The sequence below is a fragment of the Streptomyces sp. NBC_00576 genome (genome assembly GCF_036345175.1).
Taxonomy (GTDB): domain Bacteria; phylum Actinomycetota; class Actinomycetes; order Streptomycetales; family Streptomycetaceae; genus Streptomyces.
On the sequence record NZ_CP107780.1, the window covers coordinates 5,714,504 to 5,741,444 of the forward strand.

The window sequence follows — 26,941 nt, forward strand, 5'->3', positions numbered from 1 at the left end:
CCAACTGCCGCGTGAGACAGGCGCGTTCGCGGGTTCCCATGCACCGCGAGCGGGGATAGCCATAGGGTGCGGCCACAGGTCGCGGGGGCCGGCGACGGGGGGAACGCCACGTGTTCATGTCTCGATGGAGTGTGTCCGGGGCCAGATCACCTGCACGCGGACGCATCACGCTGCTTTGCCTGATTCTTCTCCTCATGGGCAGCCCCTGGGGGCAGGACCGCGTGGAGGAGTTCTACCTGGACCACTTCGGGAGCGAGACCACGCGCTGGCTGGTCGAGGGGGCGTTCGTCCCGAGGTGGGACTTCACCTCCGACAAATACATCGACTATGCCGGCTCGAACATGCTGGCCGTGCAGAACATCAGCGTCGTACTGCTCCTCGTGGCGCTCGCCCTGGTGATGTCACGGTCGCGGACCCGAGGGACGGCCGGCTGGAGCCGCTGTCTCGTCGCGGGTGTGCTGGTGTCGGAAATCGTCGCCCTGCTGCGGTGGTGGATGCTCGACAACTTCGTCGACGGACTGAGCCTGTCGTCCGCCGGACTGCGCATCGAACTCCTGCACGCAGCCCTCTCCTTCGGCCTGATGGCCGGTGTCCTGCTCGCCCTTCTGACCGTCGGACTGCCGCGCATACGCATCAACGGGTCAACCGGCGCCACCAAGGCGCTGTTCCGTCCCAGAAAGGGAGGTGCCGCCATGACGACCCCGCAGGCGCACATGCCGGTCGGGAGCATGCCGGGTGACGTCACCCGGTATCTGTGCGCCGCGGCCTACGTCGATGAGGAGTTCGCCGACCGGGTGGTGGAGGGTGTGCTCGCCGACGAGGTCAGCGCCGTGGCGCCCTCGCCCGGCGTCGACCTGGTGGCGGTGGCCCACCACTGCCTGGCGGCACAGGAGATCCGCCGCCACCGCGACCTGCGACTGGCGGGGGCGTTCGCGGTCGTGGCGCTGTTCGCGCCGCTGTGGCTGCTGTTCAGCGCGTTGTTCCTGTCGTTCACCGCGAGCGTGGGCCGCTCCCGGGCCAGCCTCGCCACCCGTGGCCAACGCCAGCCGGGCAACAGGGCTTTGGTGAGTACGGTGGTCACCGCCGCGGTAGCGGTGCCCTGTGCCTTCCCCCTCGGCGCCGCCATCGCGTCCCTGCCCGTGTCCGGGTTCATGAGCTGGCTGCTCGGCGCCTACCTGGCCGGGATTCCGGCCGTGCTCGCGTCCGTCGGCGCGGTGGTGTTCGCGTACGTGACAGTCGTACGCCACGACCTCGGCATCGACCAACTGCTGCGCACCACCATGACCCGCGCCGCGTTCGCCCGGCGCCGGCTGCCGGCACTGCCCCTGAAGCAGTGGATCGTCAACCGGATGGCGGTCGTCAAGGAGGCGCGGGACGGAAACGTCACCGTCTACAGCGGGTACTCACCGTTCATCGGCTACTCCGCGGCCGGCTCCAACTGGTCGATCGCCGTGCCGCTGCTGCCCTCCGACGACCGCGTCGACCGCGTCGGCAAGGGCCCGCGCCCCGGGGCGCCGGACGCCTTCACGGTCGTCGAACTCATCGGCCACGTACGCGAACACCTCCGTACGGTCGCCGCACGCGACGGCGCAGGCGACGGGATCGCGGACAACGCCCCCAGGTCCCCGAAGCCCCCTGCGTCCCCTGCGTCCCCCGCATCTCCCAGATCGCCCGAATCCCTCGGTTCTCTCACCATCGAGGACCGGGTCTTCGTGAACGGTACGGCCATCGGCGACGACTCCCGGTTCATGGCGACCGCGGGCCTGACACCGGCCATGCGGCTGTCGGCCGAGGCGGTCGAGGAGATCATGCTGCGTCCGACGGGCGCGGTACGCCACCATCTGGCGGTCCATGTGCCGTTGTGGGGCGACGACGTGGTGCCGAGCGTGTTCCTGCACTTCTCGACCGAGGGCAGAACCCTGCACCTGCACTGCGGCAACCATGTGCTCGGTCCGGTGGGCGCCGTCTACCACGTCGTGGACCGCCTGCGGGACCCGCTCACCCCCGAGCGGCAGCGCGGGCTGCTGGCGGACTCCCTGCCCCGCACCGGCCCGGCGTTCTTCGGCGCGCCCTCCCGCGCGCTGCGCCAGGCCCGTTTCGAGGTGCGGCGCACCCGGCGGATGGTGGACGAACTGACCGCCATGGAGCAGGACCCGGTCTTCGACTACGGCGCCCGGATGAGCATGCGGGAGATCGCGATGAGCCCCGTCTACCAGAACTACTTCCAGGTCGTGGACGCCGACCGGGTCACCTCGGCGGTGCAACGCCACACTCTCGCCGCGATCCGGGAGTTCCTCGACGCACGCGGCTACGACACCACCGACTTCCGCGCCCAGCAGCAGAGCATCCTCAACCAGGGTGTCATCCAGCAGGGCGGGACGAGCATCATCGGCAACCAGGCGATCGGCACGGGTGCCAGCGCCACCCAGAACGTCGCGCAGAAGACCAGCCCCGCCGCCGGCGCCGCCGCCGGTTCCAGCGCCGGCGCCGGCGCCGGCGGCCAGAAGTAGCTTCAGAAGGTGAGGATCACGCGATGAGCAGCAGCAGTGAAGTCGGCCGTCCCGATCCGCCCGTCAACAACGGCCTCGTGATCAACGGCGGTACCCAGTACGTGGGCAACCAGGCGATCGGCCACCGCGCCCAGGCGTTCTCCGGCTCGGTCGGCTTCCAGCCGCAGGACGCCGAGCAGGCCGCCGCCCGTACGGCCGAACTCCTCGTGCTCGTGGAGCAGTTGCTGTCCGAGCACCGCGCGGCGCTGGCCGACCCCGAGGCCACCACCCGGGAACTGCGACGCCTGCGCGAGGAACTCGACGAGGAGGAGCCACAGCCGACGGTCCTGCGACGTGCCCTGGACCGCCTGACGGAGTTCGTCCAACCGGTGACCCCGCTCGTCGTCGCGGTCGGCGAACTCGCGCAGACGGTACGGGGCGCCCTGGGCGTCTGACGACCCGTCGGCGCGTGGCATCGAAGGCGGCCGGCATGCACCGGGGTCGTGAAAGCCGTTCTCACGAGGGAGCGGACTCCCCGGCTGCTGGTGTAGTTGACTCCACTGTCAGCCGGGAATGTCGGGCTCGTACGGGTCGCGCCCCCACTCGGAGTCACCGAGCGGATAGGTGTACGCGGGCCGCCCCACGTTCCCGCTCGTCCGGAACGGGTTGCCCTTGTCGTCGACACGTACGACGCCCTGCTGGTCGCCGCTGGACCAGTCCAGCTCCAGGTACCAGCTCACGTTGTGTGCCCGTGCGTCGGCGAAGACGTAGAAGACCTCGGGATCGGACTCGCTCACCTTGTACGGGAAGTCGCGCTGCCCGGCCCTGGGCGAGACCGCGGGCCGCCCGGCATCGAGGTCCACGTCGAACGCCGCCGTCTCCACGCCGCCACCGCACCCGACGCCCATCACGAAGTCGTTCCAGGCGAGCGGGGCGCTCTTCTCCACCACCCGCACATGCAGTGCCCTCAGGACGACCGTCGCCTTCCCGGTGCCCTGCACGGTCAGCGCGAGCATCTGCTGCCCGCCGGTGACCCCACCGAGCGCGGTGACCCACCCGCGGGCGTCCGGCTCGGTCGGCGGCGGAGGCACCTGCTCGGGCTTCTGGTCGATCAGGTAGTGCGGGCTGCACGGCTCTTCCCACTTGTACGGATTGACGGCGACGTTGGGTGCGCCGGCCCCGTCCTCGGGCCCGTCGCCCTGCGCCGCTCCGACCCCACGGCTCCGGGAGGCGGAGACGGGAGGGGAGACCGAGGGGGAGAGGGAGAGGGACGGGGAGGGGGAAGTGGTGGGACCGGTGTCGCGCGCGGCGGAGGGTGTGGGCGATCCGCTCTTCGCGCCGGTCGGTGCGGAGGCGACGGGACTGTTGCCGAGCGACCCGGAGCCCGCGGCCCCCACGGACTGCTTCCCGCTCCGGTCGTCATCCCCCTTGCCGGGCACGAGATTCACCACGAGCGCGGCCGCGGCGACTGCGGCGACCACAGCGGCACCGGCGAGGACGACGGTACGCCGACGCCGCGCCGAGGGAGCTCCCACTGCCCCGGCCGCCAACTCCGCTGCCGGCGCCTGCCGTTCCTCCTCGGCGGGCACGGCGGCCACGGCGGCCACGGCGGGCACCGCAGGCACCGCGGGCACGGCTGGCGTGCTGCGCGTGGCTTCCTCCGCCGGAGTTCCACTCGCCTTCTGCCCTCGCATGGCATCCGCGCGGATCCACCGCCGATGCAGCTCCACCAGTTCCTCGGGCGTCGCCCGGCACAGCCTGGCGAACCGCTCCACGGGTGCGTAGTCCGTCGGTACGGCGTCCCCGTTGACATACCGGTGAAGCGTGGACGCACTCATGTGCAGCCGCTTCCCGAGACTTCCGTAACTGAGCCCGGACCGCTCCTTCAACTGGCCCAGCAGCTCCGGGAACTCATCCCCCGTCACTGTTTCTCCCTCTCTCCGCGTCCCGGACCGCCATTCCAGGCGGACACCATTCCCCCAGGTCAGAGCGTTGTGGGCGTCCCAGCGTTCCGGATGCACCGTCAAATATGGCGGCCGGGACGGATCACCGCACAAGCTCTGGTCATCCAAGCACGCCGCTTCCGGCACCCGGTCGAGCGGCCTGCGTACCGATCCGTATCGCATCGCACCAGGGGAATCTCATGTCCGCACGTACCGCCCGCACCCGCCTGCTCGCCGCCGCCGCACTCACGGTGGCCACTCTGACGCTGACGGCGTGCAACAGCGCGGAGGGCGCCCGCAACGAGGGAGACTCGGCGGGATCCTCTTCCGCTTCGTCTTCCTCGGCTTCCGCGTCCGACTCGTCGCCCACGGCGAGTGGGGGAACGTCCACGGGAGCGGGACAGGTCGGCGGCGCCGCCGACCAGGCCTCCAAGGACTCGACGGGCGGCACCGGGACGACCGGCACGACCGGTTCAAGCGGGACGACGGGCTCCACAGGCGCCTCGGGTTCCACTGGTTCCACTGGTTCCAAGGGCTCGAACGATTCGGCCTCCGACTCCGGCTCCGACTTCGGGGCCGTCTTCACCCCCTGCTCGCCCACCTCCACCAGGACGACCGCCACGGAGGTCTCCCGCCCGCTGAACCACGTCCTCCTCACCGTCACCAACACCGGCTCGAAGAACTGCAACCTCGTCGGCTACCCGGCCGTGCGGTTCGGGGAGGCCCAGTCCGTCCCGCCGGCCATCGAGGACTCCAAGCCGCAGGCCGTGGTCACGCTGGCACCCGGTGAGTCGGGGTACGCGAGCGTCCTGCTCTCGGCCGCGGACGGCAGTGGCTCGGACGGCTACACGGCCAAGACCCTGGAGGTCTACTTCAACTCGCAGAGCACGAGCGCCGCCCGCCCGTCCCTGCCCACCAAGGGCGTGTACGTCGACAGCTCGATCACGGTCTCGTACTGGCAGTCGGACATGGGTGACGCCCTGTCCTGGTGACGCCGTGCCTCATGGGCTCAAGGGCTCAAGGGCTCAAGGGCCCATGGGGCTGGTCGTGCTCCGGCCGTTCGGGATCGGCTTGTCGGGCTCCAACGCAGGCTCTCTCGGGATCGCCACCGAGGCGAAGCCGGGAACCGAGGACGCACCCATGACGAGCGAATCCGGCTCCTCGACCGCCCAGACCGGCCATACGTTGGTGGTCGCCGCCTCGGGGAAGTGCCTGAGCAGTGGCGACGGGACAGACGGAACGCAGCTGTTCCAGGCCGCGTGTGACGGCTCGGCGGCTCAGCAGTGGCTGACCGGATCCGGGACCGTCCGATCAGCGGGCAAGTGCATGACCGTGGCTGGGGGAGCGACCGACGACCGCACCGCGATCCAACTGGCGGAATGCAACCGCAGGGACAACCAGATCCGGACGCTTGGCTGACCGCCTGTGCCTTGGGCCCTGTGCCTGGCAGCTATTCCGCTGACGACTGCGGGATGTCGCGTTGCTTCAGCGGGCGTACCGCGGGCCCCTGGAGGATCCGTCCGTCCGGGGCGAAACGGGAGCCGTGGCACGGGCACTCCCATGCCTGCTCCGCGTCGTTGAAGGCCACGATGCAGCCGAGGTGGGTGCAGCGCGCCGAGACGGCCTGGAGCGAGCCGTTCTCGTCCCGGTGGACGGCGCACTGCTGTCCGCCCAGGCGCAGCACCGCGCCGTGGCCCGGCGGGATGTCACCCGGCGTCGGGGGTGTCATGGCCGGCAGCCGGTCGCCGACGAAGTGCCGGGCCACCTGGGCCTGGTGCTTGAGGAACGACATCCCCTCGCGGACCACGGGTGCCAGCCGGCGCGGGTCGTAGAGGCCGCTCCAGTCGGCCGGGAGGCCGTTGATCCGGTCGCTGAGGAGGCGGCCCGCCATGATGCCGCCGCTCAGGCCCCAGCCGCCGAACCCGGTGGCCACGTAGGTGTGCCGACTGCCGTGGTGGAGCGGTCCGACCAGCGGTACGGAGTCGGTGGAGTCGTTGTCCTGGGTGGCCCAGCGGTGGGTGAACGTGAGGCCGGGGAAGCGGTCGTCGGCCCAGGCGGACAGCCGGGCGAACCTTTCCTCGACGTCGGCGGCGCCGGGGACGAAATGCTCGCCGGTGACGATCAGGAGGCGCTTGCCGTCGCTGTACGGGGCACTGCGCACCGAGCGTGTGTTCCGTTCCGGCGTGATGTACATGTCGCGCGGGGCATGGTCCTCGTCGATGGTCGCGGCGACGACGAGTTCCCGGCGCGGGCTGAGGCGGGTGAAGAGGAGGGCGCGGTCGAAGACCGGGTAGTGCGTGGCGATCACGACTTCGTTCGCGCGCACCGAGACCCCTGCGTCGGTGCGCAGGACGCAGGGTTCGCCCTCGGTGAGACCGACGACGCGTGTCCCCTCGTACACCGTGCCGCCGCGTCGGCGTAGGTCGGCGGTGAGCGCCAGCAGGTACTTGCGGGGGTGGAACTGGGCCTGTCCGCTCACTCGGACCGCGCCGGCGACCGCGAAGGGCAGGTCGGTTCCGGTCACGAACTCGGCCGGTAGTCCCGCCTCGCGCGCGGCGTCGGCCTCCGCCCGCAGTTCCCTGACGCGCCGCGGAGCCTCGGCGTAGGTGAAGGCCGCCGCCTCCTCCCACTCGCAGTCGATGCCGAGTTCGTCGACGATCCCGGCGGCGTGCCGGATCGCCTCGGACTGTGAGCGTGCGTACAGGCGGGCGCCCTCGGGGCCGCGGGTGCGGCGCAGGTGGTCGTAGATGAGGGTGTGCTGGGCGGTCAGCTTGGCCGTCGTGCGGCCGGTGACCCCGGCGGCGAGGCGGTCGGCCTCCAGCACCGCCACCTCGCGTCCCTGCCGGACCAGTTCCCAGGCGGTGCTGAGGCCGGCGATGCCGCCGCCGACCACGGCGACGTCCACGGTGAGGTCACCGGAGGGCGGGGGAGCGGGGGCGGCGGGCGGCGCGGTCTCCAGCCAGTAGGAGCCCTGGATTCCGGTTTTGGGGTTCATGGCGGCCGAGTGCCCCCGGTCGTGACCGATACGCGCCGCCACAGAGGTCTTCATTTCTCCGGTCTGGGTACCCGAGGTCGTGCGGAAAGATCTCGAATGCCGCGAACGATGTCGAATGCCTCAGATGAGGAGGAAAACATGAGCACGGTGAAGGAAGCAGTGGAGGTGGAGGTTCCCGTCCACACCGCCTACAACCAGTGGACTCAGTTCGAGGAGTTCCCGAAGTTCATGGAGGGTGTCGAGGAGGTGCGGCAGCTGGACGAGCGGCACAACCACTGGACCACGAAGATCGGTGGGGTGAAGCGCGAGTTCGACACCGAAATCGTCGACCAGATGGCGGACGACCGGATCGCCTGGCGGTCCATCGGCGGCGACACCACGCAGCGCGGCTCCGTGCGGTTCGAGCGTCTCGACGACACGCACACACGCGTGGAACTGACGATGGAGGTCGAGCCCACCGGTATGGCCGAGAAGGGCGCGGACGCGCTCGGCATGATCGACCGCCGGGTCAAGGGAGACCTGCACCGCTTCAAGGACTACATCGAGGAGCACGGCGCCGAGACGGGCGCCTGGCGAGGCCGCATCCGGCCCGAGAACCCGGGCGCCTCCGGCACCCCCGGTGCCGGTCCCTCCGGCAGCCCCGGTGGGATGCCGGGCACCCCTGGCACCCCCGGTACCCCGGGTACTCCCGGAGCCCCCGGTACTCCCGGTCCGCTCCTCTGACTCCCGCACCCCCACCTCTGACCCCGACCCCTGATCCCTGACCGTCGGGTCCTAGCCCTCCACGCCGGTGGCGCCGTGCGCGGCGCCGACCGGCTTGGACTCGGGGGAACCTCGCTGGCGGAGGTAGATCGAGAGAACGGCCATCGAGGCGACGGCCAGCAGTTCGGACTGCCAGTTCTGCAGCGTGCGGTTCCAGAAATCGGCGGCGCCCAGATAGTCGGCCCAGCTCAGCGGGGCCTGGAGCTGACGTAGCCGCTGTTCGCGGCCCTAAGACGAGGGGCGGCTGTCGCCCGCTGCCGGACCTTCGGTCCAGTTCCCGCGCAGCCCCGTGGCGCCCTCGCGCCAGGCGCCGAGCAGGCTGTCCGACAGGCGGTTCTCGAGGTGGGTGGTCGCGTGGATGCCGAACACCACGTCGGCGTCCAGGTGCGGTTCGCCCTCCAGGAGGCCGCCGACGACGTCGTGTCGTACGACCTGCTCGTGCACCGCGTCCGCCGTCACGTGCTCGGTGTAGAAGCGCACCGCCGCCGGGCCCGCGCCCACTCGGCGCATCGCCTCGGCGAGGCGGCGCGAGCCCGGGGACGACGTCACCTCGACGGCGGCGAAGTGCCCGACGAGCGCCGCGCGCAGCGCGCGGTGCAGACCGAACAGGGACATCAGATTGACGGTGGCGAGTGCCTCGGCCGGCGCGGCATCGACGTAATGGCCGTACGTGGTGTCCAGCCGCAGGTCCGCCATGAGGTCGGCGAACAGCTGCGCGTGGATCTCGTCGGCGCGGCCCCCGCCGAACTCGTCGAACTCCACGGCGACCATGGCCGCCTTGGCCCGGCCGTGGAGCCGGGGGAGGACCCAGGCGTGCGGGTCCGCCTCCTTGAGGTGGTACAGCGAGCGCACCGCCGCGTACGCGCGCAGATGGTCGAGGGTGCCTTCGTCCCGGAGGAAGTAGGAGACGCCGGTGCCGTCGTCGCCGACCGGTTCGAGCTGGAGTTCGTCCAGCGACTGTTCGACCGTCTCCGTGGCGTCGATCGGCACGTCCCTGCGCAGTGCGTCCAGGAAACGGTCCTCGATCGCACCGCGGCAGGCCAGCAGACCGCCGTCCCACTCAAGGCTGTCGGGGACGTCCTGGAAGCCCTGGTAGTGCAGCTCGTAGAGGACGTAGAGGGCGAGTTGGAGGTCGTCGCCGTAAGGGTCCTCACAGCCGTTGACGGACTGCACAGCGGACGGCACACCTCCGTTGCCCGACCCCCGCAGCAGGTCCGTCACCGCGGCCGAGAGCGGGCCGCGCGGCTCTGGCAGCGGCGGGGCGCGGAGCCGGAACTGCTGCCGGGAGAGGGCGGGGGAGGGGGCGCCGGTCATGAGGAGTTGCCCTCCTTGCCGTCCTTGCCGTCCTGACCGTCCTTGCCTTCCTGGCCGTCCTTGCCGGACGGTTTGCGGCGGCGGCAGCGGTGGCTGGTGTCGCACCAGGGGAACTCGCGGCTGCGGCGGCAGGTGCAGACCGCCACGGTGAAGCGGTCCGAGACGGTCACCTCGCCATCCTCGCCGACCACTTCCACCGGCCCCTCGATGAGCAGGGGCCCGTCTCGCTGGACGCGGACACGTCGGGGGCGTTCAGGTGTGTTCGGCACGGATCACCACCAGCTCCTCCGTCGTCCCGTCGTCGTCGGCCGTCAGCTCCTGTTCCCGCAGCCAGGCGAGCCGGGAACGCAGCACACGCCCGTACGGCAGCAGGGCCCGGTCGACGACCTCCGGGCGTAGCCCGGCCTTCTCCAGGCGGGCCAGCGTCGTGTCGACGCCGCACAGGTGCGAGTGCACGATCAGGAGGATCCCCGTCGGCCGGAGGACCGCCGGCGCGGTGTCGCAGATGCGGTCGATCAGCCGGCGGCCGTCCCTTCCGGCGTCCCAGGCCCTGGCGAGGCCCCGGGGCGGCGCGGTGTCCGGGGCGGGCACGTAGGGCGGGTTGGTGATCACCAGGTCGAAGCGGCGCCCTGGCACGGCCGACACCAGGTCGCCGTGGCGTACACGCAGGGACTCGCCGTTCAGCAGGGCGTTCAGCCGGGCGGTGGCGAGTGCCCGCCAGGAGATGTCGACGGCGGTGACCCGGCCGCCGAGCCGGGCCGCCTCGACCGCGAGCAGACCGCTTCCGGTGCCCAGATCCAGTACGTCCGTCTGTGCCGTGATGCCCTCGCGGCGTATCGCCTGTCTCAGGAGCCGGGTGTCGGTCTGCGGTGCGTACACGCCCCGGGGCACCCAGCAGCGGAGCCGGGGGGCGGTGGTGAGAGATTCGACTGTCATGGGAGCCCCCTCAGGGGCTGCGCGGACACGAGCCGGCAGCGCACCCACGAGTACCCCTGGCGGCACAGGTGATGCCCCGCATGCCCCGCCTGCCCCCCATGCGCCCCATGCCCCCTGGGCCTCCCGCTCACCAACGTCATGCCACGCGAGTTTTTTTGAAGTGACCGGCAAGTGACCGGCGCATGCCGGAACCCGTACGGTTATCCATCCATCTTCCTATGCCGGGAGACCAACTGATCAATAGAAATCCGGCAAATCTACTGAAAGTTACACATGCCGCCACGAATATCTTCGCTGACGAACGACGAAACCGCGGTCTCCCCATGGCATCGAGCATGGGCGAGACCCTGGGCCGTGGCGGCGGCTGTGGTGGCTCTTGGATTTCTGATCACGCTGGAGATCGCCTCTCGTCACTACGGCCTGCCGGGGCCGATCACCAACCAGGTGCAAGAAGTGGTGTTCGCCCCCAAATCGGGGCCTCTGCTGTACGCCAGCATGGCGTTGATGATGGTGGTGCTCACCTGGCGGCAGCGGTTCATCTCGACGGGTGTCGCGATCGGCATCGACGTCGTCTTCCTGCTGGTGCGGTGGGCGACCGGCGTCGGGGTGGCCGGCAGTCACTGCTTCGGCAACGGCGCGTTGTGGGTGATGCTGGGCTGGGCGGTCATCGCCGTCACGCGCCGCACCGGTGAGGAACGCGTCCTGCTGCTGAAGGGTGTCGGGCTGGGCCTGCTGCTGGTGGCCGGCCGAAAGGCGGGCGACGCCTGGCTGCTGATCACGGCGAAGACCCGCCCGGTGGTGCTCGACCAGTACGTGGCGGTCGCCGATCACGCGCTGGGCGACCCGTCGTGGCTGATGGGCCGGATCGTCAGGGCCACAGGCCCCGTCGGCTCCCATCTGCTCGACTGGGTCTACATCCAGCTCGCGGTGGCCGCGGTCCTCGTCGCGCTGTACCAGCTGCGCAACGTGTCGGCCGAGCGCCGTTTCCCGCGCCACCATGTGGTGCGCACCTTCCTGGCGATCGGCGTCCTCGGGCCGGCCATCTACATGATCTACCCGGTGGTCGGACCGGTCTTCGCCTACGGCGACGGCGCCTTCGGCACCGGCGGCGGCCACTGGGCGGTGGCCAACCTGTGGCCGGACACGCCACTGCCGATCACCGCCCCGCAGCTGATGACGTACGACGACATCACGCCCCGCAACTGCATGCCCAGCCTCCACACGGCGTGGGCCACCACGATCTTCATCCACTCCCGCAAGGGCCCACGGTTCCTGCGGTTCGCGGGCACGTTCTGGCTGGTCGCCACGCTCACCGCGACACTCGGCTTCGGCTACCACTACGGCGCGGACCTCGTCGCCGGCGTGGTGTTCGCGCTCACGGTCGAGGCGGCCATGCGTTCGTTCGAACGCGGCTGGGACCGGTCAGGAGTCCGGCTCGTCGCGCACGGTGTGACGGTCTTCGCCGCGCTCCTCGTGTCGTATCGCTATCTGCCGACGGACATGGCCGAGCACCCGTGGGTGGCCGGACCCCTCGTCATGCTGGCGATGTTCTCGGTGATAGACGGCTACATACGGACCACCAGAAAGTGGAACCCGGAACCCGCACCGACCCGCCAACCGGACCGGCGACTCGAACTGGTGTGAACGGGGCCCGAAGGGGCCCCAAAGGGGCGCGGGGAACTGCGCGCCCAGCCACGACGACGCCGCAGCGAACCAACACACCTCGCCGCCCCCTTGCCGCCCCATCGCCACCCTCCAGCGGAGCGCCTAGCAGCGGAAGGGGCAGCCGTCGAGGGGGTTCGCTCCCCCTTTCAGCATGGGCTGGCCTCAGCTCCGAGGCACCTGCCTGCCGGAGTGATCACGCGGCGATCCCTGCCTAACGTGGTGTCACATGCCGACCTTCTTACGGACTTCCCCACCTCGCCCGGCCCCCGGCAGCGCCCTGCACCGGCTCGTGTCGCGCACCGCGGCAGGGGCGGCCCTGGCCCTCGTGGGCGCGCTCACCCTCGCCGCGTCGCCCGTCGCGGCCCAGCCAACCCGCGCCGCGGCGACCACGGACCTCCTCGCCCGCTACCACCACCAGAACCTGACCTGGAAGAGCTGCCTGCTCGGCCCCGACGACGCGACCGGCAAGGAACTCCAGCAGGCGGGCGCCCAATGTGCCGACGTCACCGTCCCGTTGAACTACGACGACCCGGGCGGCCGTACGATCACCGTCGCGATCTCGCGTATCGGGGCCACCGACAGACACCACCGCGTCGGCGCGCTGCTGCTCAACGGCGGCGGCCCCGGCGGACAGACGATCGGCGACCCGCCGTGGATCCGCACGTCGATGAGGCAGGTCGGTGAGCGCTACGACGTGGTGGGCGTGGATCCCCGTTTCGTCGGTCGCAGCACACCCCTGGACTGCCACTGGCCCACCGGTTCCTCCATCCGCGGCTCGGGGAACGACCGGGCCGGCTTCGACCGTGCGACGGCGTTCGCCGAGGACCTCGCCCGACGCTGCCGGACGTACGAGGGTGACGTCCTGCCGTACGTCACCACCCGGAACACCGCGCGCGACATGGACGTGATCCGCGCCGCGCTCGGCGAGCGCAGGATCTCCTACCTCGGCTACTCGTACGGCAGTTACCTCGGCCAGGTGTACGCCACGATGTTCCCCGGCCGCACCGACCGGGTCGTGCTCGACGGCGTGCTCTCCCCCGACAGGTACAACCCCCGGCTGCTGCGCGGCACGGAACCCGCCAACCGGCACGCCCTTGAGGGCTGGGCCACCTGGGCCGCCGGCCGCCACACCACGTACGGCCTGGGTCGCACCCGGGGCGCGGTCCTCGCGGCAGTGGACCGGATCCAGGCGGCCGCCGGACGCACGCCGCTGCCGATCGGCGACCACCGGGTGGACGAGCAGGTGCTGCCCGTTGTCGTCCTCAGCGGCCTCTCGCAGGACAACGACACCGCGTACGCCGATTTCGCACAGGCCGTACGGGACCTACGGCGTGCCGCTGACGGACACACGGTCACCCCGACGCCCTGGCTGGCCGCCACTCTCGACTTCATGCTGACCGGGGCCGACTCCTCCTACGGCAGTGTCCAGTCGGCGATCCTGTGCGGTGACGCGGCCGCGCCGCGTGACCCCGAGACGTACTGGCGCGACGTCCAACGGGCCCGCGCGCAGGACCCGTTGTTCGGTCCCGTCACGAACTCCATCGGCCCGTGCGCGTTCTGGGACCCGCCGCGCGAGCGCCCGACCACGATCCGCGGCGACCTGACGGCCCTGCTCGTCAACGCGACCGGCGACCCGCGCACCACCTACGAGGGCGCGCGGACAGTACGCCGCATGTGGCCCTCCTCCCGCCTGGTCACCCTCCGCGGCGCGGACCAGCACGCCGTGTACGGCGTCTTCGGCAGCACCTGCGCCGACACGACGGTCAACACCTACCTCGCCACCGGCCAGTTGCCGCCCACTGACGTCGCCTGCGAACGGTCTTCCGGATGAGAAAACAAGTGGGTGTCCGGGTTCCGCACGGTTTCGCACACGAATAACTGTTCGCATGGCATCATCGCGGGGCAGGAGAAGTGATCACCCGGGGGACCATCCAAGCTGTCATGCCGAGCCGTCATGCCGAGCCGTCATGCCATAGGTGCTGCCCCGGGCCTGAGGAAGGATGACGCCCCGCATGGGCAGACCCGTTCCCCCGCAGTCCCGAGTCCGGGCGTCGCACCGGCTGTTGTGGCCGGTCACCACGGCCGCCGCCGGAGCGGCGCTCATCGCCAGTACGGTGCAGGCCCCGCCGCAGCCCCAGGCCCGGCCGGACGCGGCGCCGGTCGCGTCCGTCAGCTGTGCCGACGGGGTGTGGAAGGCGGACTACTACCCCAACACCACTCTCACCGGCACACCCCGCAAGTCACTGTGCGACAAGGCCGTCGGTGAGAACTGGGGCACGGGCCACCCCGCCGGTATCTCCCTGCCCAACGACCGCTTCGGCGTCCGCTGGACGATGCGCCGCAACTTCGGCGGGGGCGGCCCGTTCCTGCTGAAGACCGCCGCCCAGGACGGCATCCGGGTCTGGATCGACGGAAAGCGCCACGTCGACCTGTGGCGCGACTACGCCTCCACCCAGCGCGCGAGCGTCAAGGTGACCGTGCCCGCCGGGACGCACACCGTGCGGATCGACTACGCGGCCGTCACCGGCTCGGCCAACGTCGCCGTCAGCCTTGCCCCGACCACGCCGGACAGGACCGCCCCGCTGGCTCCCGGCTCCGCGAAAGCGGTCCCCGGTGACGCCCGGGCCACCGTGAGCTGGGCCCGCAACGCCGAGGCGGACCTGGCCGGTTACCGGGTCTACCGCTCCACCAGCACCCCCGTGGCGATCGACACCGCGCACCGGATCAGCGGCGCCAATCCGCTGACCGGCACCTCGTTCACCTCGACCGGGCTGCGCAACGGCACCAAGTACTGGTTCGCCGTCACCGCCGTGGACCGCGCCGGCAACCAGTCCCGTGCGTCGGCCAATGTCTCGGCCGTCCCGGCCGACAAGACCCCGCCGCGCGCTCCGGACGTCCTGGGGGCCGAGGGCTACGGCGACATCGACCTCAACGGCAACGGCGTACCCGACTCCGGCGACGACCTCGGCGAGAACTTCCTTACCTGGGGCCCGAGTTGGGACGACGACTTCAGCACCGCGGACTCCTTCGCCGGCTACCACGTCTACCGCGCCACCGCGCCGGGCGGCCCCTGGACCAGGATCCGGAGCGCCGACGCCGGCGTGGTCCAGGACAACGGCTACTCCGACAAGGGCGCCCCGATCGGCATCACCGCGTACTACAGGGTGACGGCCGTCGACACTGCCGGCAACGAGTCCGCCCCGGCCACCACCGAGCCCGGTGAGTACGCCCGGAACGTCGCCTCCGCGCTCCGCCCCGACACCGGGCTGTACCCGCCGCAGCGGCCCACCGGGCTCATGGGCGCGTCGAGCGGTGACAAGGCCGTGCTGGACTGGACCAGCAACCCGTGGGGCAGCCCTGTGTACGGCCTGACCGCCGGCTACCAGGTGCAGTCCGCCTCCTCGGTCTCCGGCCCCTGGGGCCTGCTCGCCGGCGCCGACACCCCCCGTACCTCGCCGTGGTTCACCGACACCGGCCTGCCCGCGGGCGGCACCCGCTACTACCGGGTGCGCGCCGTCGGCAAGACCGTCGACGCCGACACGCCGCGCACGTACTCGGCCTGGACCGCGCCGGTCTCCGTCAGCCGCCCGCTGCCGCCGGACACCACCCCGCCCGCCGCGCCCGACGCCCCCGAGGTCACCGCACCCGTCGGCGCCTCCACCGCCACCCTGACCTGGACCTCCGACGGCTGGCCCGCCTACTCGCAGGACTTCGCCGGCTACCAGATCACCCGCAGCGCGAACGCCGCAGGCCCGTTCACCGACAGCGGGAGCCCCGCCAGACCCCAGTGCCAGGCCGTGCCGGGCACCGAGATCCAGGTCCGCTGCACCCTCACCGACGACCTGATCGACGCCGACGCCAGCCCGTACTACCGGGTCGTCGCCGTCGACCAGCTGGGCAACCGCTCCTCCGGCACCGTCGTGCGGCTCAAGCGCCTGACCTCGTCGGCACCCACCGGGCTGACCGCGACCCGCGACAACGGCGGCCTCCTGCTCGACTGGAACGACTACCCGCTGCCCGAGGTCTACCGCTACTACCTGTACCGCACGACCTACGGCGGCGCGTGTGACACGAACGCCTTCACCTTCGAGACGGCAAACTCGTACTACCTGGACACCGACCCGTACAGCAAAGCCCGTTACTGCCTGACGGTGCGCGACTTCGACGGCAACTACAGCGACCCCGCCTGGATCGACGTGTCCGACGAGCCCGGCCCCGCCCCGCAGATCCCGGAGTGGCCGACCGCGGTGGCCACCACTGACGGCATCCGGCTCACCTGGCAGGTCAACGACCGCACCGCGGCCCGCTACGAGGTCTGGCGCCGCGCCGAGACGGACGCCGCGCACACCAAGGTCGCCGACATCCCCGCGACCACCTCCCCGGACTGGACCGACACCGGCGCCCTGGCCGGGGTGCCCACCTGCTACCGGACCGTCGCCGTGAACGCGGAGGGGGCCCGCTCGGACTTCTCCGAGGACCGTTGCACGGTGCGCCCGTACGCCGAGGACGTCGCGCGTCCCGCCCGGCCCGCGGGACTGGCCGGACGGCAGGACGGCGCCCACGTGACGCTGTCCTGGCAGCCGGTCCCCGGCGCCACCGGCTACCTGGTCTACCGGTACTGGAACGACGCCACCAGCCCCGGCACCCTGATCCAGGACCAGCCCGTGACGGCCACCACCGTGACCGACACCAACGGACTCTTCCCCTCCTCCAACGCCAACTACGCGGTGATCGCCGTGGACGCCGCCGGCGTCCGTTCCGAGGCGGCGGTGCTCCCGTGGGTGGGTGACGGCTACGGCGCCTCCATGACCCTGGCCGCGAGCGGCTCCGCGGACGGTGTGCTGCTCAACTGGGCGTGGTCCTGCGACAGCGACTGGTGCCCGGAACCGTCCTCGGTCACGATCCAGCGCTGGAACACCACCACCCAGGTGTGGGACGAGCTGACCTCGACCCTGCCCGGCAGCGCCGTGTCCTACCTGGACACCGCCGCACCGGCCGGCGCCACCTCGTACTACCGGGTGCAGGTCCTCGGTGGGGACGGCGACATCCCCGGGCTGGTCGGATACGGAGCCGTCCCGGGCACCCGCCCGGCGGCGACTGCCTCCGACTGACACGACACCGGCCCGCCCGCGGCACAAAACCCCCAGGTCTTTGACCTGGGGGTTTCGCGTGGAGCGGGGGACGGGAATCGAACCCGCCGTGCCCGCTGCGACTCGCTGTGGAGAAACCTTTCTTCCGGGAGGCCGGATGCCGTCAGGAGAGCTTGATCAGGGTGTAGTCGTCGCAGTAACCGGCCGCGGAACCGGCGTCCTTGTAGCAGTAGACCGCCGCCGAGGTGTTGGTGCTCCCGGTGGTGAAGAAGACGGGCTGCTGGGCGTAGGCGGTGCCGGCGGTACGCAGGTAGGTCTCGGTGCCGCCGAAGCTCTTAACGCCGACGGCGACCTGTTCGCCGCCGGTCGCGACCTTGGCCCAGCCGGCCAGCAGGTAGGTGCCACTGGAGGCGAGACCCGTGGCGGACTGCTCGACACCGCTGGTGGCGGCGCCGGTCTGCAGGGAGTAGGTGCCGGTGCGGGCGTTGGAGGCGACCGCGTTGGACTGGGCGCCGCTGCCGCTACGGGTCCACGGGCTCAGGGAGCCGGTCTCGAAGCCCGCGTTGGTCAGGACGTTGGCCGGCGTGGAGATCCGTTCCACCGCGAGGTCGTCGCAGTTGCCGGTGCCGGTGCCGCCGGTGTTCTTCCAGCAGTAGATCAGCGCCGAAGTGTTGGAGCCGCCCGTGGTGAACAGCACCGCGGCCTGGGAGTACGACGTCGTGGCGACGTTGGTGAAGGTCTCCGTACCGCCGTAGCTCTTGACGCCGATCGCGAGGGTTTCTCCGGCGTTCGCCACCTTGGCCCAACCGGTCAGCAGGTACGTGGTGTTGGGGCTGAGGCCGGTCAGGTTCTGGTTGGCGCCGCTGCCGCTCGCCTGGGTGGTCAGCGCGTAGCCGCCGGTGCGGGCGCCCGAGGAGGTGACGGAGGGGGCGGCGCCGCTGTTGGTCCAGGGGCTCATCGCGCCGGTCTCGAAACCGGCGTTGGAGACGAGGTTGCCGCCGGTGCCGTTGTCGGCGCCGATGTTGGGCGCCGCCGTCGCGGAGACCGTGTTGCCGAAGGCGTCCTTGCCGCCGTTGCCGCTGATGACCGCCCCGGCCCGGATCACGGGGGAGGAGGGGTGGACCTGGTAGGCGCCGGTGCCGGTGTACGAGGAGGAGGTGTCCGCGTTGCCCGGGTTGCGGAACTCGGGGTCGGTGACGACCTTCGCCGAGTCGGCCGGCTCGGAGGCCGGGTGGGCGCCGTAGAAGAGGTTGTTGGAGTAGACGGAGCCGGCGCTGGTGGTGAAGTAGCCGCCGGTGCCGTAGTTGAACACCGCGTTGTTGCGGAACGACAGGGTCCCGGTGATGCTTCCGCCCCGGCGCGAGTACAGGATCGGGGTGTTCAGGCCGCTCTTGTTGACGTAGATGCTGTTGTTGTAGATGAGCGGTACGGCGACCGAACTGCCGCTCTTGTTGGGGACGTTGCCGACGAGGTGGAAGACGCCCGTGCCGTGGGTCGGGGTGCCGGCGGCGGGGCAGCCCGCGTTGGTGCCGTCGTTCTCGCTGACGTTGTAGCGGATCACCGTGCCGTCGCTGGGGACGGTCGAGGTGGGCTCGTTGGCGATCGAGAACGGCGGCATGATCAGCATGAAGCCGCCGAGGTTCTGGTGGCTGTAGTTGTACTGGAACGTGGTGTTGTGGTTGCCCCAGTCGACGTCGTAGCCGGTGCCGTCGGCGCCGTTGACGTGGCAGTACACCTCGTTGTTCTGGACGACGGTGTCGTTGCTGCCGGACATCCAGATACCGGCCGAGGCGCCGTTGCAGTACTGGCCGGAGGGCGGGCAGTTGGCCTTCGCGCCGCCGTAGCCGGCCTTGTTGCCGTCGATGAGGGCGCCGTCGTTCTTGACGACGAGGATGTCGTCCGCGCCGTCGTAGGTCATCGTGTTGTCGCGGATGACCGTGCCTGTGGTCTGGCCGGTGCCCTGGCCGTCCCCGTCCGGGGTGACGGCGACGGCGATGCGGTCGACGTGGTCGAAGGTGTTGTTCTCGACCACCACGTCGTCAAACGTGGAGACGGGTGTGGTGTGGTCGGTCTGGACACCGACGCCCGCGTTGGTGGCGTACCAGCCGCCGGACCAGCCGCTGATGTGGTGGATGCTCATGTCGTGCACCCGGATGTGGTGCAGGACGCCGCCGGAGCTGTTCTCGGCGAGAACACCGGAGCGGTACGCGGGTGACGCGGCCGGGTTGGTGAGTTCCAGGCCGCCGATCTCCCAGTACTGCTGGTTGAGCAGGTGGATGACGGGGCCGGTGGCGCCGCCCGCGTTGATGACCGGCTTGGCGCCGGTGCCGTAGGAACCCATCGTGACGGGGCTGCCGGAGGTGCCCGATCCCTGCGGAGTGAGTTGGCCGGAACATGTGGTGCCGGTGGCGAAGAGGATGTTGTCGCCCGCGCCGAAGGTGGTGTTGTTGACGCCGGTGACGGAGTTCCAGGGGCTGGCCTGGGTGCCGTTGCCGTTGGTCGCGGCCGAGCAGTTGACGTAGTAGGTGCTGCCCGCCGCCATGGCGGCAGGGGCCGGGAGGAGGAGGGCGCCCGCCAGTGTGGCGAGCAGGGTGAGGACGCGGGACGCCCTGAGGCCGGGGCGGTCCGATCTGCGACGCTTCATTGCGGCGCTCCTTGCTGGGTGAATGTGTCCTCCGGGTCGCGGGATGCGACGCGGGTCTTCCGGTACCGGGCGGGCCGGCCGAAGCGGATACGCCCGGAATCTGTGGCAGGGCGCCTTCAGGGTGTGGGGAGCGCCGCCAGGAGGGACGTTTCGAGGACGGAGGCGTGACGCATGCCCGGCGGAAGCGCCAGGGACACGGGTTCCCACTCCACGCCGTCCTTACTGCGGGCCGCTCCGTATCGCCCTTCGAGGAAGTGGTCGAAGATCATGACCAACTCGTCCTCGCGGCGGAAGATCGACGGCCCTTCCACCACTGAGGGGGTGACCGGCCCCACGGAGGCGGCGTACGGCCCCCCGGGGGTGTCGAAGGTGATCAGGTGGATGTCCTTGTGGGCGGTCGCGAGGTCATTGGTGCCGCGCTCGTCCTTGAAGGCCATGAGGAATCCGCCGCCGTCCGCCTCCCACACGGTCGCGTCGATGACCGAGTGACCGGGGTCGAAGAAGACACCGGGCGCCGAGAACGTCCGGAAGTCCTCGGTGCTGCAGTGCCAGATGCGGTGGTCCTGGCCGATGTGCTCGTAGTCGCGGCCCTCGGCCGTGCTCCCGGCATCGACGACCGACGACCAGATGAGGTGGTACAGCCCGGTTCCGCGGTCCAGGAAGAACTCCGGGGCCCAGGCGTTGTGGGCGCCCTCCACGGAGGACATCACCGGGATGAGTTCCTGGGCCGACCAGGTGAGCAGGTCGGCCGACGTGGCGTGCACGATGCAGGGGCTGGTCCACCCGTCGGTGGCCAGCAGATGGAACAGGCCGTCGGGGCCCACTCCGATGAACGGATCGCGCAGTCTGCCGGTGCCGACCGTGCCCCGCAGAACGGGCCGACCGTCGTTCACCGCCGCGAACTCCTCGCCGTCGTGGCTGTAGGCGAGGTGCAGTGCCTCGTCGGCGTCGGTGAAGTATGAGACCACGTACATCGGTGGGATGGTCCTTCCGGGACGTCGGGGCGCGGGTGCCCCTGGGCGTTGAGGTCGGTCGGGCGGCTGGGAGGCCGCGGATCAGCGGGATCGGGTGCGCGGACGGCCGAGGGCCGAGGGCCGAGGGCCGAGGGCCGAGGGGAACGGGGCGACCGGGCCGGCCGGTTGAGCGCCGGGGCGTCGAGGACGCCGGGTGGGGAGCGTGGCTGCTTGGCTCAGTGGGTCAGTGGGTCAGTGGCTGAGCGGGTGGGTGGCTGACTGGGTGGGTGGCTGACCGGATCAGTGGCCGACTGGGTGGGTGGCTGATCCAGTGGGCTGCCGCTGAGTGGGCCAGTGGCCGAGTGGCCAAGTGGCTGACCGGATCAGTGGCTGAGCCAGTGGGCCGCCCGCGAGGGCGCGTGCTGCTCGATGGACGTGAGGGACCCGGAGGACCCGGAGGACCCGGAGGACCCGGAGGACCCAGAGCACCCGGGGAACCCAGAGCACCCAGAGCACTCGGAGGACCCGGGGAACCCGGGGAACCCGGAGGACGCGGAGGACGCGGAGGACCCGGAGGACGCGGAGCACCCGGAGGACGCGGAGGACCCGGGGAACCCGGAGCACCCGGAGGTGCCCGGGCTCATGACTTGACCGCTCCGGCGGACATGCCGGCGACCACCTGGCGCTGGAGGAAGATGAAGATCAGCAGCAACGGGAGGACACCGAGCAGGGCCGCGGGAAACAAGGTGGTCGGCTGCACGGTGTGCGGGTCGATGAACGAGTACGCGTTGACCATGACGGTCCGCTTGTCCGGGTTCTGGAGGAACACCAGGGGCACCACCAGGTCGTTCCAGACCTGCAGGGCGACGAAGGTCAGCATCGTGCTCGTGACCGGCCGCAGCAGCGGCAGGATGATCGTGAAGAACGTACGGAAGGCTCCGCAGCCGTCGAGCGAGGCCGCTTCCTCCAGGTCGACCGGGATGGAGCGGATGAAGCTGGTGTAGAAGAACACGGCGACCGGGAGATACAGGGCCGTGTAGATGAAGACCACGCCCGCGTAGCTGTCCAGCAGGTTGAGGTCGCGCATCAGCAGGTACAGGGGCGCCACCACGACGAACACCGGGATCGACGTCCCCAGGATGAACAGCCGGTACAGCGTGGTGGACCAGTGCTGGGTGATCCGGGCGAGCGGATAGCTGGCGAGTGAGCCGATCACGGTGATGGCCACACACGAAAGCCCGGTGATGAGCAGGGTGTTGAGGGTGCTCCGCCCGTAGTGGATCTGGTTGAACGCGTCGGTGAAGTTCTTGAAGGTCAGTGAGTGCGGGATGCCCAGGGGGGAGCGGGCCACGTCCGCCGCCGTGCGCAGTGAGGTGACGACCGTGAAGAGGAACGGCAGGACGAACAGCAGGGTCCCCAGGCAGAGCAGGACGGTGCCGAGACCGCCGCCGAGGCGGCGCAGCGGGTGGGGCGAGGCCGCGCCCGTGAGAGCGGGCCGGGTTCCTACGGGCGGCGAAGAGATGTCTGAAGTCATGGCGCGATCCGTCAGTTTCCTGTTCGTGATTCGTGTTCGTGTTCCTGTCCGTGCCGTCAGATGCGTCGTTCGCGGAGCCGGAGCAAGGAGGAGGTGGCGCTGGACAGGACGACCACGGTCACGAGGAGGACCACCGACAGCGCGACTCCGTAGGCGAACTTCCCGCCGCCGAAGACATTGCGGTACACGAGGAGGGTCAGCGTGTCCGTGGCGCCGGCCGGGCCGCCGTTGGTCAGCACGAGGGGGAACTCGAAGACCTTCAGCGAGCCGATGAGGCTGAGCGTCACGTTGACGGTGAGCGCGGGGGCGAGCAGCGGCCACTCGATGCTGACGAAGCGACGCCAGCCGCTCGCGCCGTCCAGCGCGGCCGCCTCCAGCAGTTCGGTCGGCATGCTCATATAGCTGGCGAGGAAGATCGCGCAGGAGTAACCGGTGAACATCCAGATGTTGACGGCGGCCACCGAGTAGAGCGCGGTGGAGGTGTCGCCGAGCCAGACGTGGTTGAGGCTGTGCAGGCCCATCAGGTCCAGCAGCGCATTGATGCCGCCGGTCGGGGCGAACAGGTACGACCAGATGAAGGCGGCCATCACCGGGGAGATCAGCGCCGGCGTGAGCAGCACGACGCTGAGCATCTTGCGGACCTTGGGGCGGCGGAACAGCAGGCTCGCGAAGAGTAGCCCGAGGCCGTTCTGCACGACGACGACCACGGCCGCGTACAGCACGGTGTGCCACAGGGCGGCGGTGACCTTCGGGTCGTCGGCCATGGCACGGTACTGGTCGGTGCCGACGAAGTTGGCGATGGGGCCGCCGAGACTGTCGGTCATGCTCAGGTAGACGCCGCGGGCCAGCGGATACAGCATGAACACGCCGTACATGACGATCGCCGGCAGCAGGAAGGCGGCCATGGTGGCACGCCGTCGATGGAACACGGGGGATCCTCCTCTTGCCCGGATGGCCGTGGCGAGGGTGGGGGTGGGGGTGGGGTGGGGGCGGTCAGGAGCCGCTGACCGCCCCCGGCTCCACCACCACGGCTGACCAGGGGTGGGTGGCTGGCTGGGTTACTTCGCGGACGCCGCGGTCTGGATGTCCTTGAGCGTCTGCGCGGCGGACGCCTGGCCCAGCAGGTACGCCTGGATCTTGGAGCCGGTGTCGGTCTCGGCGGCCGCGGCGTACCAGGAGTTGGAGGGGAGGATCCGGTAACGGCCTTCCTTGAAGGCCGTGGTGAAGGGCGTCGTCTCGGTGCTCTCCGGCGTGGTGCCGCCCGTGAAGGGCGATTCCGCGTGCTCGGCGTCGAGGTACTTGGCGAGGTTCTCGCTCTGCGACCAGAACTTGACGTACTCGCGTGCCGCGTCACCCTGCTGCGACTGGGAGTTGACGCCCCACATCGTGCCGGCGAAGAGCATGCTGTTGGGCTTGGTGCCCGTGTCGCCGCCCGGCCAGGGCGCGAACGAGACCGGGAAACCGGCCTTCTTGATGTTGGAGACCTGCCACGCGCCCTGGTACCAGAAGGCGCTCTTGCCGGCGCTGAAGTCCTGCGGGCCCTGTGCCCACTCGTCGACGCCGAGCTCGTTCTTCCAGTTGACGTACCCCTTGTCCTCCAGGGTCTTCAACTGCTCCAGCGAGCCCTTCCAGTCCGGGTCGAAGGACGCCTTGCCGCCCAGGAAGTCGGCGTCCCACTGCTTGTTCTTGTTGTAGACGAGGGTCGAACCGCTCGCCTGGAACACGGAACTGCCGGTCCAGCCGCTCTTGTCGGGCAGCGCGATGGGGTTGATGCCGGCCTTCTTGACCTTGGCGAGGTCCGCGAGGAACGTCGGCCAGTCGGCGGGGACCTCGGTGACGCCCGCCTTCTTCAGCAGGTCCATGTTGGCGTACAGGCCGATGCCGATCAGTTCCATCGGCATCGCGAGGGTCTTGCCGTCGGCCTGCGCGAACGGCTTGGCGTCCGGGGCGATCTGGCCGGCCCATGACTCCCCGGACAGGTCGGCCAGGTAGCCGGAGGCGCCCCACTTCTTCATCTTGTCCGTGTCGACCATGATCACGTCGCCGGCCTTGCCGCCGAGCAGCTCGGGCTGGAGCTTCTGGACGTAGGTGTCGTTCGCGGTGATGTACTCGAAGTCGACCTTGATGTCGGGGTGGGCCGCCTCGAACGCCTTGTTGATCTCCGCGACGTTCGCCGGCTCCGCGCCGCCGCCCTTCCACGCCTGCACGTGGAGGGTCACCTTGCCGTCTGCGGAGGCACCGGACGACCCGCCCCCGCACGCGGCCAGCGACACCGCCATGGCGGCGACCGCGGTGGCGATCGTGAGACCTCTCCCAGAACGCTTCATTGCATACCTCACCCATCGTCGGTTCGGACCGACTTGTCATCTCTGAAGGGATGTGAACGGGGTGGTCGGTTTCCGTGTGGGGGAAGGTGCTACATCCGGAAAAGGACCGGTCGACCCGCGTTTGCGGCGATCGTTACTGCCGATGGCGGGGACTGTAACGCAAAACTTAGCTGACATCTATAAGTAACTTTGGGTGGTCGACCGACTCGGCCTGGGTGCCCAGGAGCTCCCGTTTCATGGGGGGTTTCGTTTACGCGCTCACTGCCTTATCGTTACAGTTTCCTGAGCGTTCACGTTCACGGGCAGAAGGAGTTCGGGTGGCAGGGCGGGTGACCATCGCGCAGGTGGCCGAGGAGGCCGGCGTCTCCGCGATGACCGTGTCCAATGTCGTGAACGGCAAGCCGGGGGCCTCCGAGGAGACCCGTCGCCGGGTCATGGAGGTCGCCGGGCGACTCGGTTACCGGCCGAACGTCTCGGCCCGCAACCTCAAGGCCGGCCGCAGCGGACTCATCGGTCTGATAGCGCTGGACCTGACCAGTCAGTACGGACTGGAGATCCTGCGCGGCGTCGCCGACGAACTGGCCAGTGCCGAGCAGGAACTGCTCGTCAACGCCACGTACCACGACGCGGTGCGGGAGAAGGACCGGATCGAGTTCCTGGCCAACGGACTCGTCGATGGTGTGCTCATGATCGCGCCCGTCCTGGAGGACGACACCGTCAAACTGCTGCGCAGACAGAAGCTGCCCTGCGTCATCATCGATCCCCGGCGCCTGGACGTACCGCTGCCCCGGCTGACCGTCGACAACTACCAGGGGATGCGGCAGGGCACGCAACACCTCATCGACCTGGGGCACACCCGCATCGCCTACCTCCGCGGCGTGGAGGACCTGGAAAGCACGTCCCTCCGCTTCCAGGGCTTCGAGGACGCGATGCGGCTCGCCGGCCTGGAGGTCGAGGAGCAGCTGGTCGCCTCGTGCGACTTCTCCTATGCCAGCGGCTTCCGTACGGCCGCTCGGCTGATCGACGACCACCGTCCGACGGCGATCGTCGCCGGTGCCGATCTGATGGCGCTCGGCGCGATCGACGCCGCCCGGGCGCGAGGCCTCACCGTGCCCACCGATTTCTCCGTCGTCGGCTTCGACGACCTTCCGCAGGCGGCGCAGAGCTTCCCCGGACTGACCACCGTGCGTCAGCCACTGCACGACATGGGCCAGAAGGCGGCCCGCGCCCTGCTGTCCGTCATCGAGGGACAGCAACTGCTCATGGAGCACATGGAGGTGGGTACGGAGCTCGTGGTGCGCAACTCGACCGCCCCGCCACCCCGCGACGGCACGGGCTGAGGCGCACCGCCGTCCACACCGACGGGGGTCGCTCCTGCCGAGCCTTCTCGCCCTGGCCGCCACAGACACAGACACAGCCGACGCCGACGCCACCGCGCCAAGGAACCCTCAGGTCTGCTGACCCGGGGGTTCTGCGTGGCTTCGCGGTCAGCGGAGGGGCCGTCGCCTGGCTCGCCGGGACAGCCGCGCCCCGAAGAAGAGCAGGTCGGCGGCGAAGATCACGACGCCGATGGCCAGGAGATATGCGAGGCCGTCGGCTGTCGCACCGATGATTCCCAGGATGACGGCCACAAGGACCACCAGCAGGAAGAACGCCATCACCGGGACCATCTCCTCTGTGCCGTGTGTGACGGGGGTTGGATGCCGTGTGTTCAGCGGCGTGCGAGCTGGCGTTCGCCTCCTTCTCCTGGCTGGTACTTCATGCCGTAGTGCAGGAAGATCTCCTCCTCCTGCTCGGCCGGCAGTACGTCGTCCGTCCCGATCGAGGGGCCGTTGCGTACCTGCGCCTTGGAGTAGGAGACCTGGACGTAGTCCGGTCCGAGGACCGCGTCGTCGAGGGGGACGAAGACCAGCCGGTGGCGCGTGGGCAGTCCGGTCCGGACGGTCGCCATCGCCGGTTCGTCGGTGGCCGTGTCCACGTAGACCGCTTCGAGCATGCCGATCCTGCGCTGCTTCGTGTCGATCACGTCGTGGTTGCGCCACTCGCGGATGTCGGCTGAACGGATCATGCGCTGCTCCCTGTCTGCGCGCTCCGGCGGTGGTGCGACGGCCCCGACGTGGATACGCCGGTTGCCGGGTGCCCTCCGGGGCCCGAGTGCATGCGCGTGTCGAGCCGTTTTTCACCGTACGACCGAAACATCTCCCTCTATCCAGTTGGATTGTCGCAACTTCGATACCCCTGGAGGTGTGTGACCGCCCATCGACGGTGGGTAGTTTTGGCTACCTCGGA

The 26,941-nt window shown here is 70.1% G+C and carries 21 protein-coding genes and 2 pseudogenes; 10 read left to right on the forward strand and 13 right to left on the reverse strand.

Translation table 11 applies throughout. The annotated features are described in order from the left end of the window. The first annotated feature begins 194 nt into the window (after window positions 1-194). Complete coding sequence (locus tag OG734_RS24695; protein WP_330289671.1) at window positions 195-2,510, forward strand: hypothetical protein; 2,316 nt, start codon at window positions 195-197, stop codon at window positions 2,508-2,510. Window positions 2,511-2,533: 23 nt separating this feature from the next. Continuing rightward, window positions 2,534-2,944 (forward strand): hypothetical protein, encoded by a 411-nt coding sequence (locus OG734_RS24700; protein ID WP_330289672.1) that lies wholly within the window; start codon window positions 2,534-2,536, stop codon window positions 2,942-2,944. Window positions 2,945-3,052: 108 nt separating this feature from the next. On the opposite strand, the gene OG734_RS24705 is transcribed toward OG734_RS24700, so the two are convergent. Continuing rightward, entirely contained in the window at window positions 3,053-4,414 is a 1,362-nt protein-coding gene (locus OG734_RS24705) for a helix-turn-helix domain-containing protein (protein ID WP_330289673.1), read from the reverse strand. 218 nt (window positions 4,415-4,632) lie between these two features. Between OG734_RS24705 and OG734_RS24710 the strand changes: the two genes are divergently transcribed. Further along, a complete protein-coding gene (locus tag OG734_RS24710) occupies window positions 4,633-5,424 on the forward strand; it encodes a DUF4232 domain-containing protein (RefSeq protein ID WP_330289674.1) in 792 nt (263 codons plus the stop codon). Window positions 5,425-5,572: 148 nt separating this feature from the next. After that, complete coding sequence (locus OG734_RS24715) at window positions 5,573-5,851, forward strand: RICIN domain-containing protein (RefSeq protein ID WP_330289675.1); 279 nt, start codon at window positions 5,573-5,575, stop codon at window positions 5,849-5,851. Between the two features lie 31 nt (window positions 5,852-5,882). Here OG734_RS24715 and OG734_RS24720 read toward each other — a convergent pair whose 3' ends face one another. Then, window positions 5,883-7,427, reverse strand: a complete 1,545-nt coding sequence (locus tag OG734_RS24720; RefSeq protein ID WP_330293773.1) for an FAD-dependent oxidoreductase — start codon at window positions 7,425-7,427, stop codon at window positions 5,883-5,885. Between the two features lie 138 nt (window positions 7,428-7,565). On the opposite strand from OG734_RS24720, the pseudogene OG734_RS24725 reads away from it, so the two are divergent. Next, a pseudogene (locus tag OG734_RS24725) lies at window positions 7,566-8,030 on the forward strand (SRPBCC family protein); the annotation flags it as partial. 171 nt (window positions 8,031-8,201) lie between these two features. Here the strand turns inward: OG734_RS24725 and OG734_RS24730 are convergent. From OG734_RS24730 to OG734_RS24745, 4 genes and pseudogenes are all read right to left on the reverse strand, one after another. After that, window positions 8,202-8,411: pseudogene (locus OG734_RS24730) on the reverse strand (DUF6766 family protein); the annotation flags it as partial. A gap of 6 nt (window positions 8,412-8,417) precedes the next feature. Beyond that, a complete protein-coding gene (locus OG734_RS24735) occupies window positions 8,418-9,503 on the reverse strand; it encodes an iron-containing redox enzyme family protein (RefSeq protein WP_330289676.1) in 1,086 nt (361 codons plus the stop codon). Continuing rightward, window positions 9,500-9,772, reverse strand: coding sequence for a CDGSH iron-sulfur domain-containing protein (locus tag OG734_RS24740; protein ID WP_330289677.1), 273 nt, complete (start codon window positions 9,770-9,772; stop codon window positions 9,500-9,502). The genes OG734_RS24735 and OG734_RS24740 overlap by 4 nt, the downstream gene beginning before the upstream one ends. Beyond that, complete coding sequence (locus OG734_RS24745; protein WP_330289678.1) at window positions 9,756-10,439, reverse strand: HemK2/MTQ2 family protein methyltransferase; 684 nt, start codon at window positions 10,437-10,439, stop codon at window positions 9,756-9,758. Before OG734_RS24745 ends, OG734_RS24740 begins: the two co-directional genes overlap by 17 nt. Window positions 10,440-10,712: 273 nt before the next feature. Between OG734_RS24745 and OG734_RS24750 the strand changes: the two genes are divergently transcribed. From OG734_RS24750 to OG734_RS24760, 3 genes are all read left to right on the forward strand, one after another. Next, window positions 10,713-12,083 (forward strand): phosphatase PAP2 family protein, encoded by a 1,371-nt coding sequence (locus tag OG734_RS24750; protein WP_330289679.1) that lies wholly within the window; start codon window positions 10,713-10,715, stop codon window positions 12,081-12,083. Window positions 12,084-12,330: 247 nt separating this feature from the next. Beyond that, window positions 12,331-13,935 carry an alpha/beta hydrolase gene (locus tag OG734_RS24755; protein WP_330289680.1) on the forward strand — a complete coding sequence of 535 codons (1,605 nt, stop codon included), beginning with the start codon at window positions 12,331-12,333 and terminating at the stop codon, window positions 13,933-13,935. A 181-nt stretch (window positions 13,936-14,116) separates the two neighbouring features. Further along, window positions 14,117-17,215, forward strand: coding sequence for a fibronectin type III domain-containing protein (locus tag OG734_RS24760; RefSeq protein WP_330289681.1), 3,099 nt, complete (start codon window positions 14,117-14,119; stop codon window positions 17,213-17,215). Window positions 17,216-17,357: 142 nt separating this feature from the next. Here the strand turns inward: OG734_RS24760 and OG734_RS24765 are convergent, their stop codons facing one another. Both OG734_RS24765 and OG734_RS24770 read right to left on the reverse strand, forming a co-directional pair. Then, the gene (locus OG734_RS24765; RefSeq protein WP_330289682.1) at window positions 17,358-19,838 is read right to left on the reverse strand and encodes a carbohydrate binding domain-containing protein; all 2,481 of its coding nucleotides are present in this window, start codon (window positions 19,836-19,838) and stop codon (window positions 17,358-17,360) included. 116 nt (window positions 19,839-19,954) lie between these two features. Continuing rightward, window positions 19,955-20,812 (reverse strand): glycoside hydrolase family 43 protein, encoded by an 858-nt coding sequence (locus tag OG734_RS24770; RefSeq protein WP_330289683.1) that lies wholly within the window; start codon window positions 20,810-20,812, stop codon window positions 19,955-19,957. 408 nt (window positions 20,813-21,220) lie between these two features. Here OG734_RS24770 and OG734_RS24775 point away from each other — a divergent pair, with 408 nt between their 5' ends. After that, window positions 21,221-21,442, forward strand: a complete 222-nt coding sequence (locus OG734_RS24775) for a hypothetical protein (protein WP_330289684.1) — start codon at window positions 21,221-21,223, stop codon at window positions 21,440-21,442. Here the strand turns inward: OG734_RS24775 and OG734_RS24780 are convergent. From OG734_RS24780 to OG734_RS24790, 3 genes are all read right to left on the reverse strand, one after another. Beyond that, window positions 21,432-22,325: a carbohydrate ABC transporter permease gene (locus tag OG734_RS24780; protein WP_330289685.1), complete on the reverse strand. Its 894-nt coding sequence runs from the start codon at window positions 22,323-22,325 to the stop codon at window positions 21,432-21,434. The genes OG734_RS24775 and OG734_RS24780 overlap by 11 nt on opposite strands. Window positions 22,326-22,381: 56 nt before the next feature. Continuing rightward, window positions 22,382-23,254 (reverse strand): carbohydrate ABC transporter permease, encoded by an 873-nt coding sequence (locus OG734_RS24785; RefSeq protein ID WP_330289686.1) that lies wholly within the window; start codon window positions 23,252-23,254, stop codon window positions 22,382-22,384. Window positions 23,255-23,383: 129 nt separating this feature from the next. Beyond that, complete coding sequence (locus tag OG734_RS24790; protein ID WP_330289687.1) at window positions 23,384-24,652, reverse strand: ABC transporter substrate-binding protein; 1,269 nt, start codon at window positions 24,650-24,652, stop codon at window positions 23,384-23,386. 317 nt (window positions 24,653-24,969) lie between these two features. Between OG734_RS24790 and OG734_RS24795 the strand changes: the two genes are divergently transcribed. After that, window positions 24,970-25,992 carry a LacI family DNA-binding transcriptional regulator gene (locus OG734_RS24795; RefSeq protein ID WP_330289688.1) on the forward strand — a complete coding sequence of 341 codons (1,023 nt, stop codon included), beginning with the start codon at window positions 24,970-24,972 and terminating at the stop codon, window positions 25,990-25,992. 147 nt (window positions 25,993-26,139) lie between these two features. Here OG734_RS24795 and OG734_RS24800 read toward each other — a convergent pair whose 3' ends face one another. Both OG734_RS24800 and OG734_RS24805 read right to left on the reverse strand, forming a co-directional pair. Beyond that, window positions 26,140-26,322 (reverse strand): hypothetical protein, encoded by a 183-nt coding sequence (locus tag OG734_RS24800; protein ID WP_330289689.1) that lies wholly within the window; start codon window positions 26,320-26,322, stop codon window positions 26,140-26,142. Between the two features lie 41 nt (window positions 26,323-26,363). After that, window positions 26,364-26,720, reverse strand: coding sequence for a PRC-barrel domain-containing protein (locus tag OG734_RS24805; protein WP_330289690.1), 357 nt, complete (start codon window positions 26,718-26,720; stop codon window positions 26,364-26,366). Window positions 26,721-26,941: the final 221 nt, after the last annotated feature.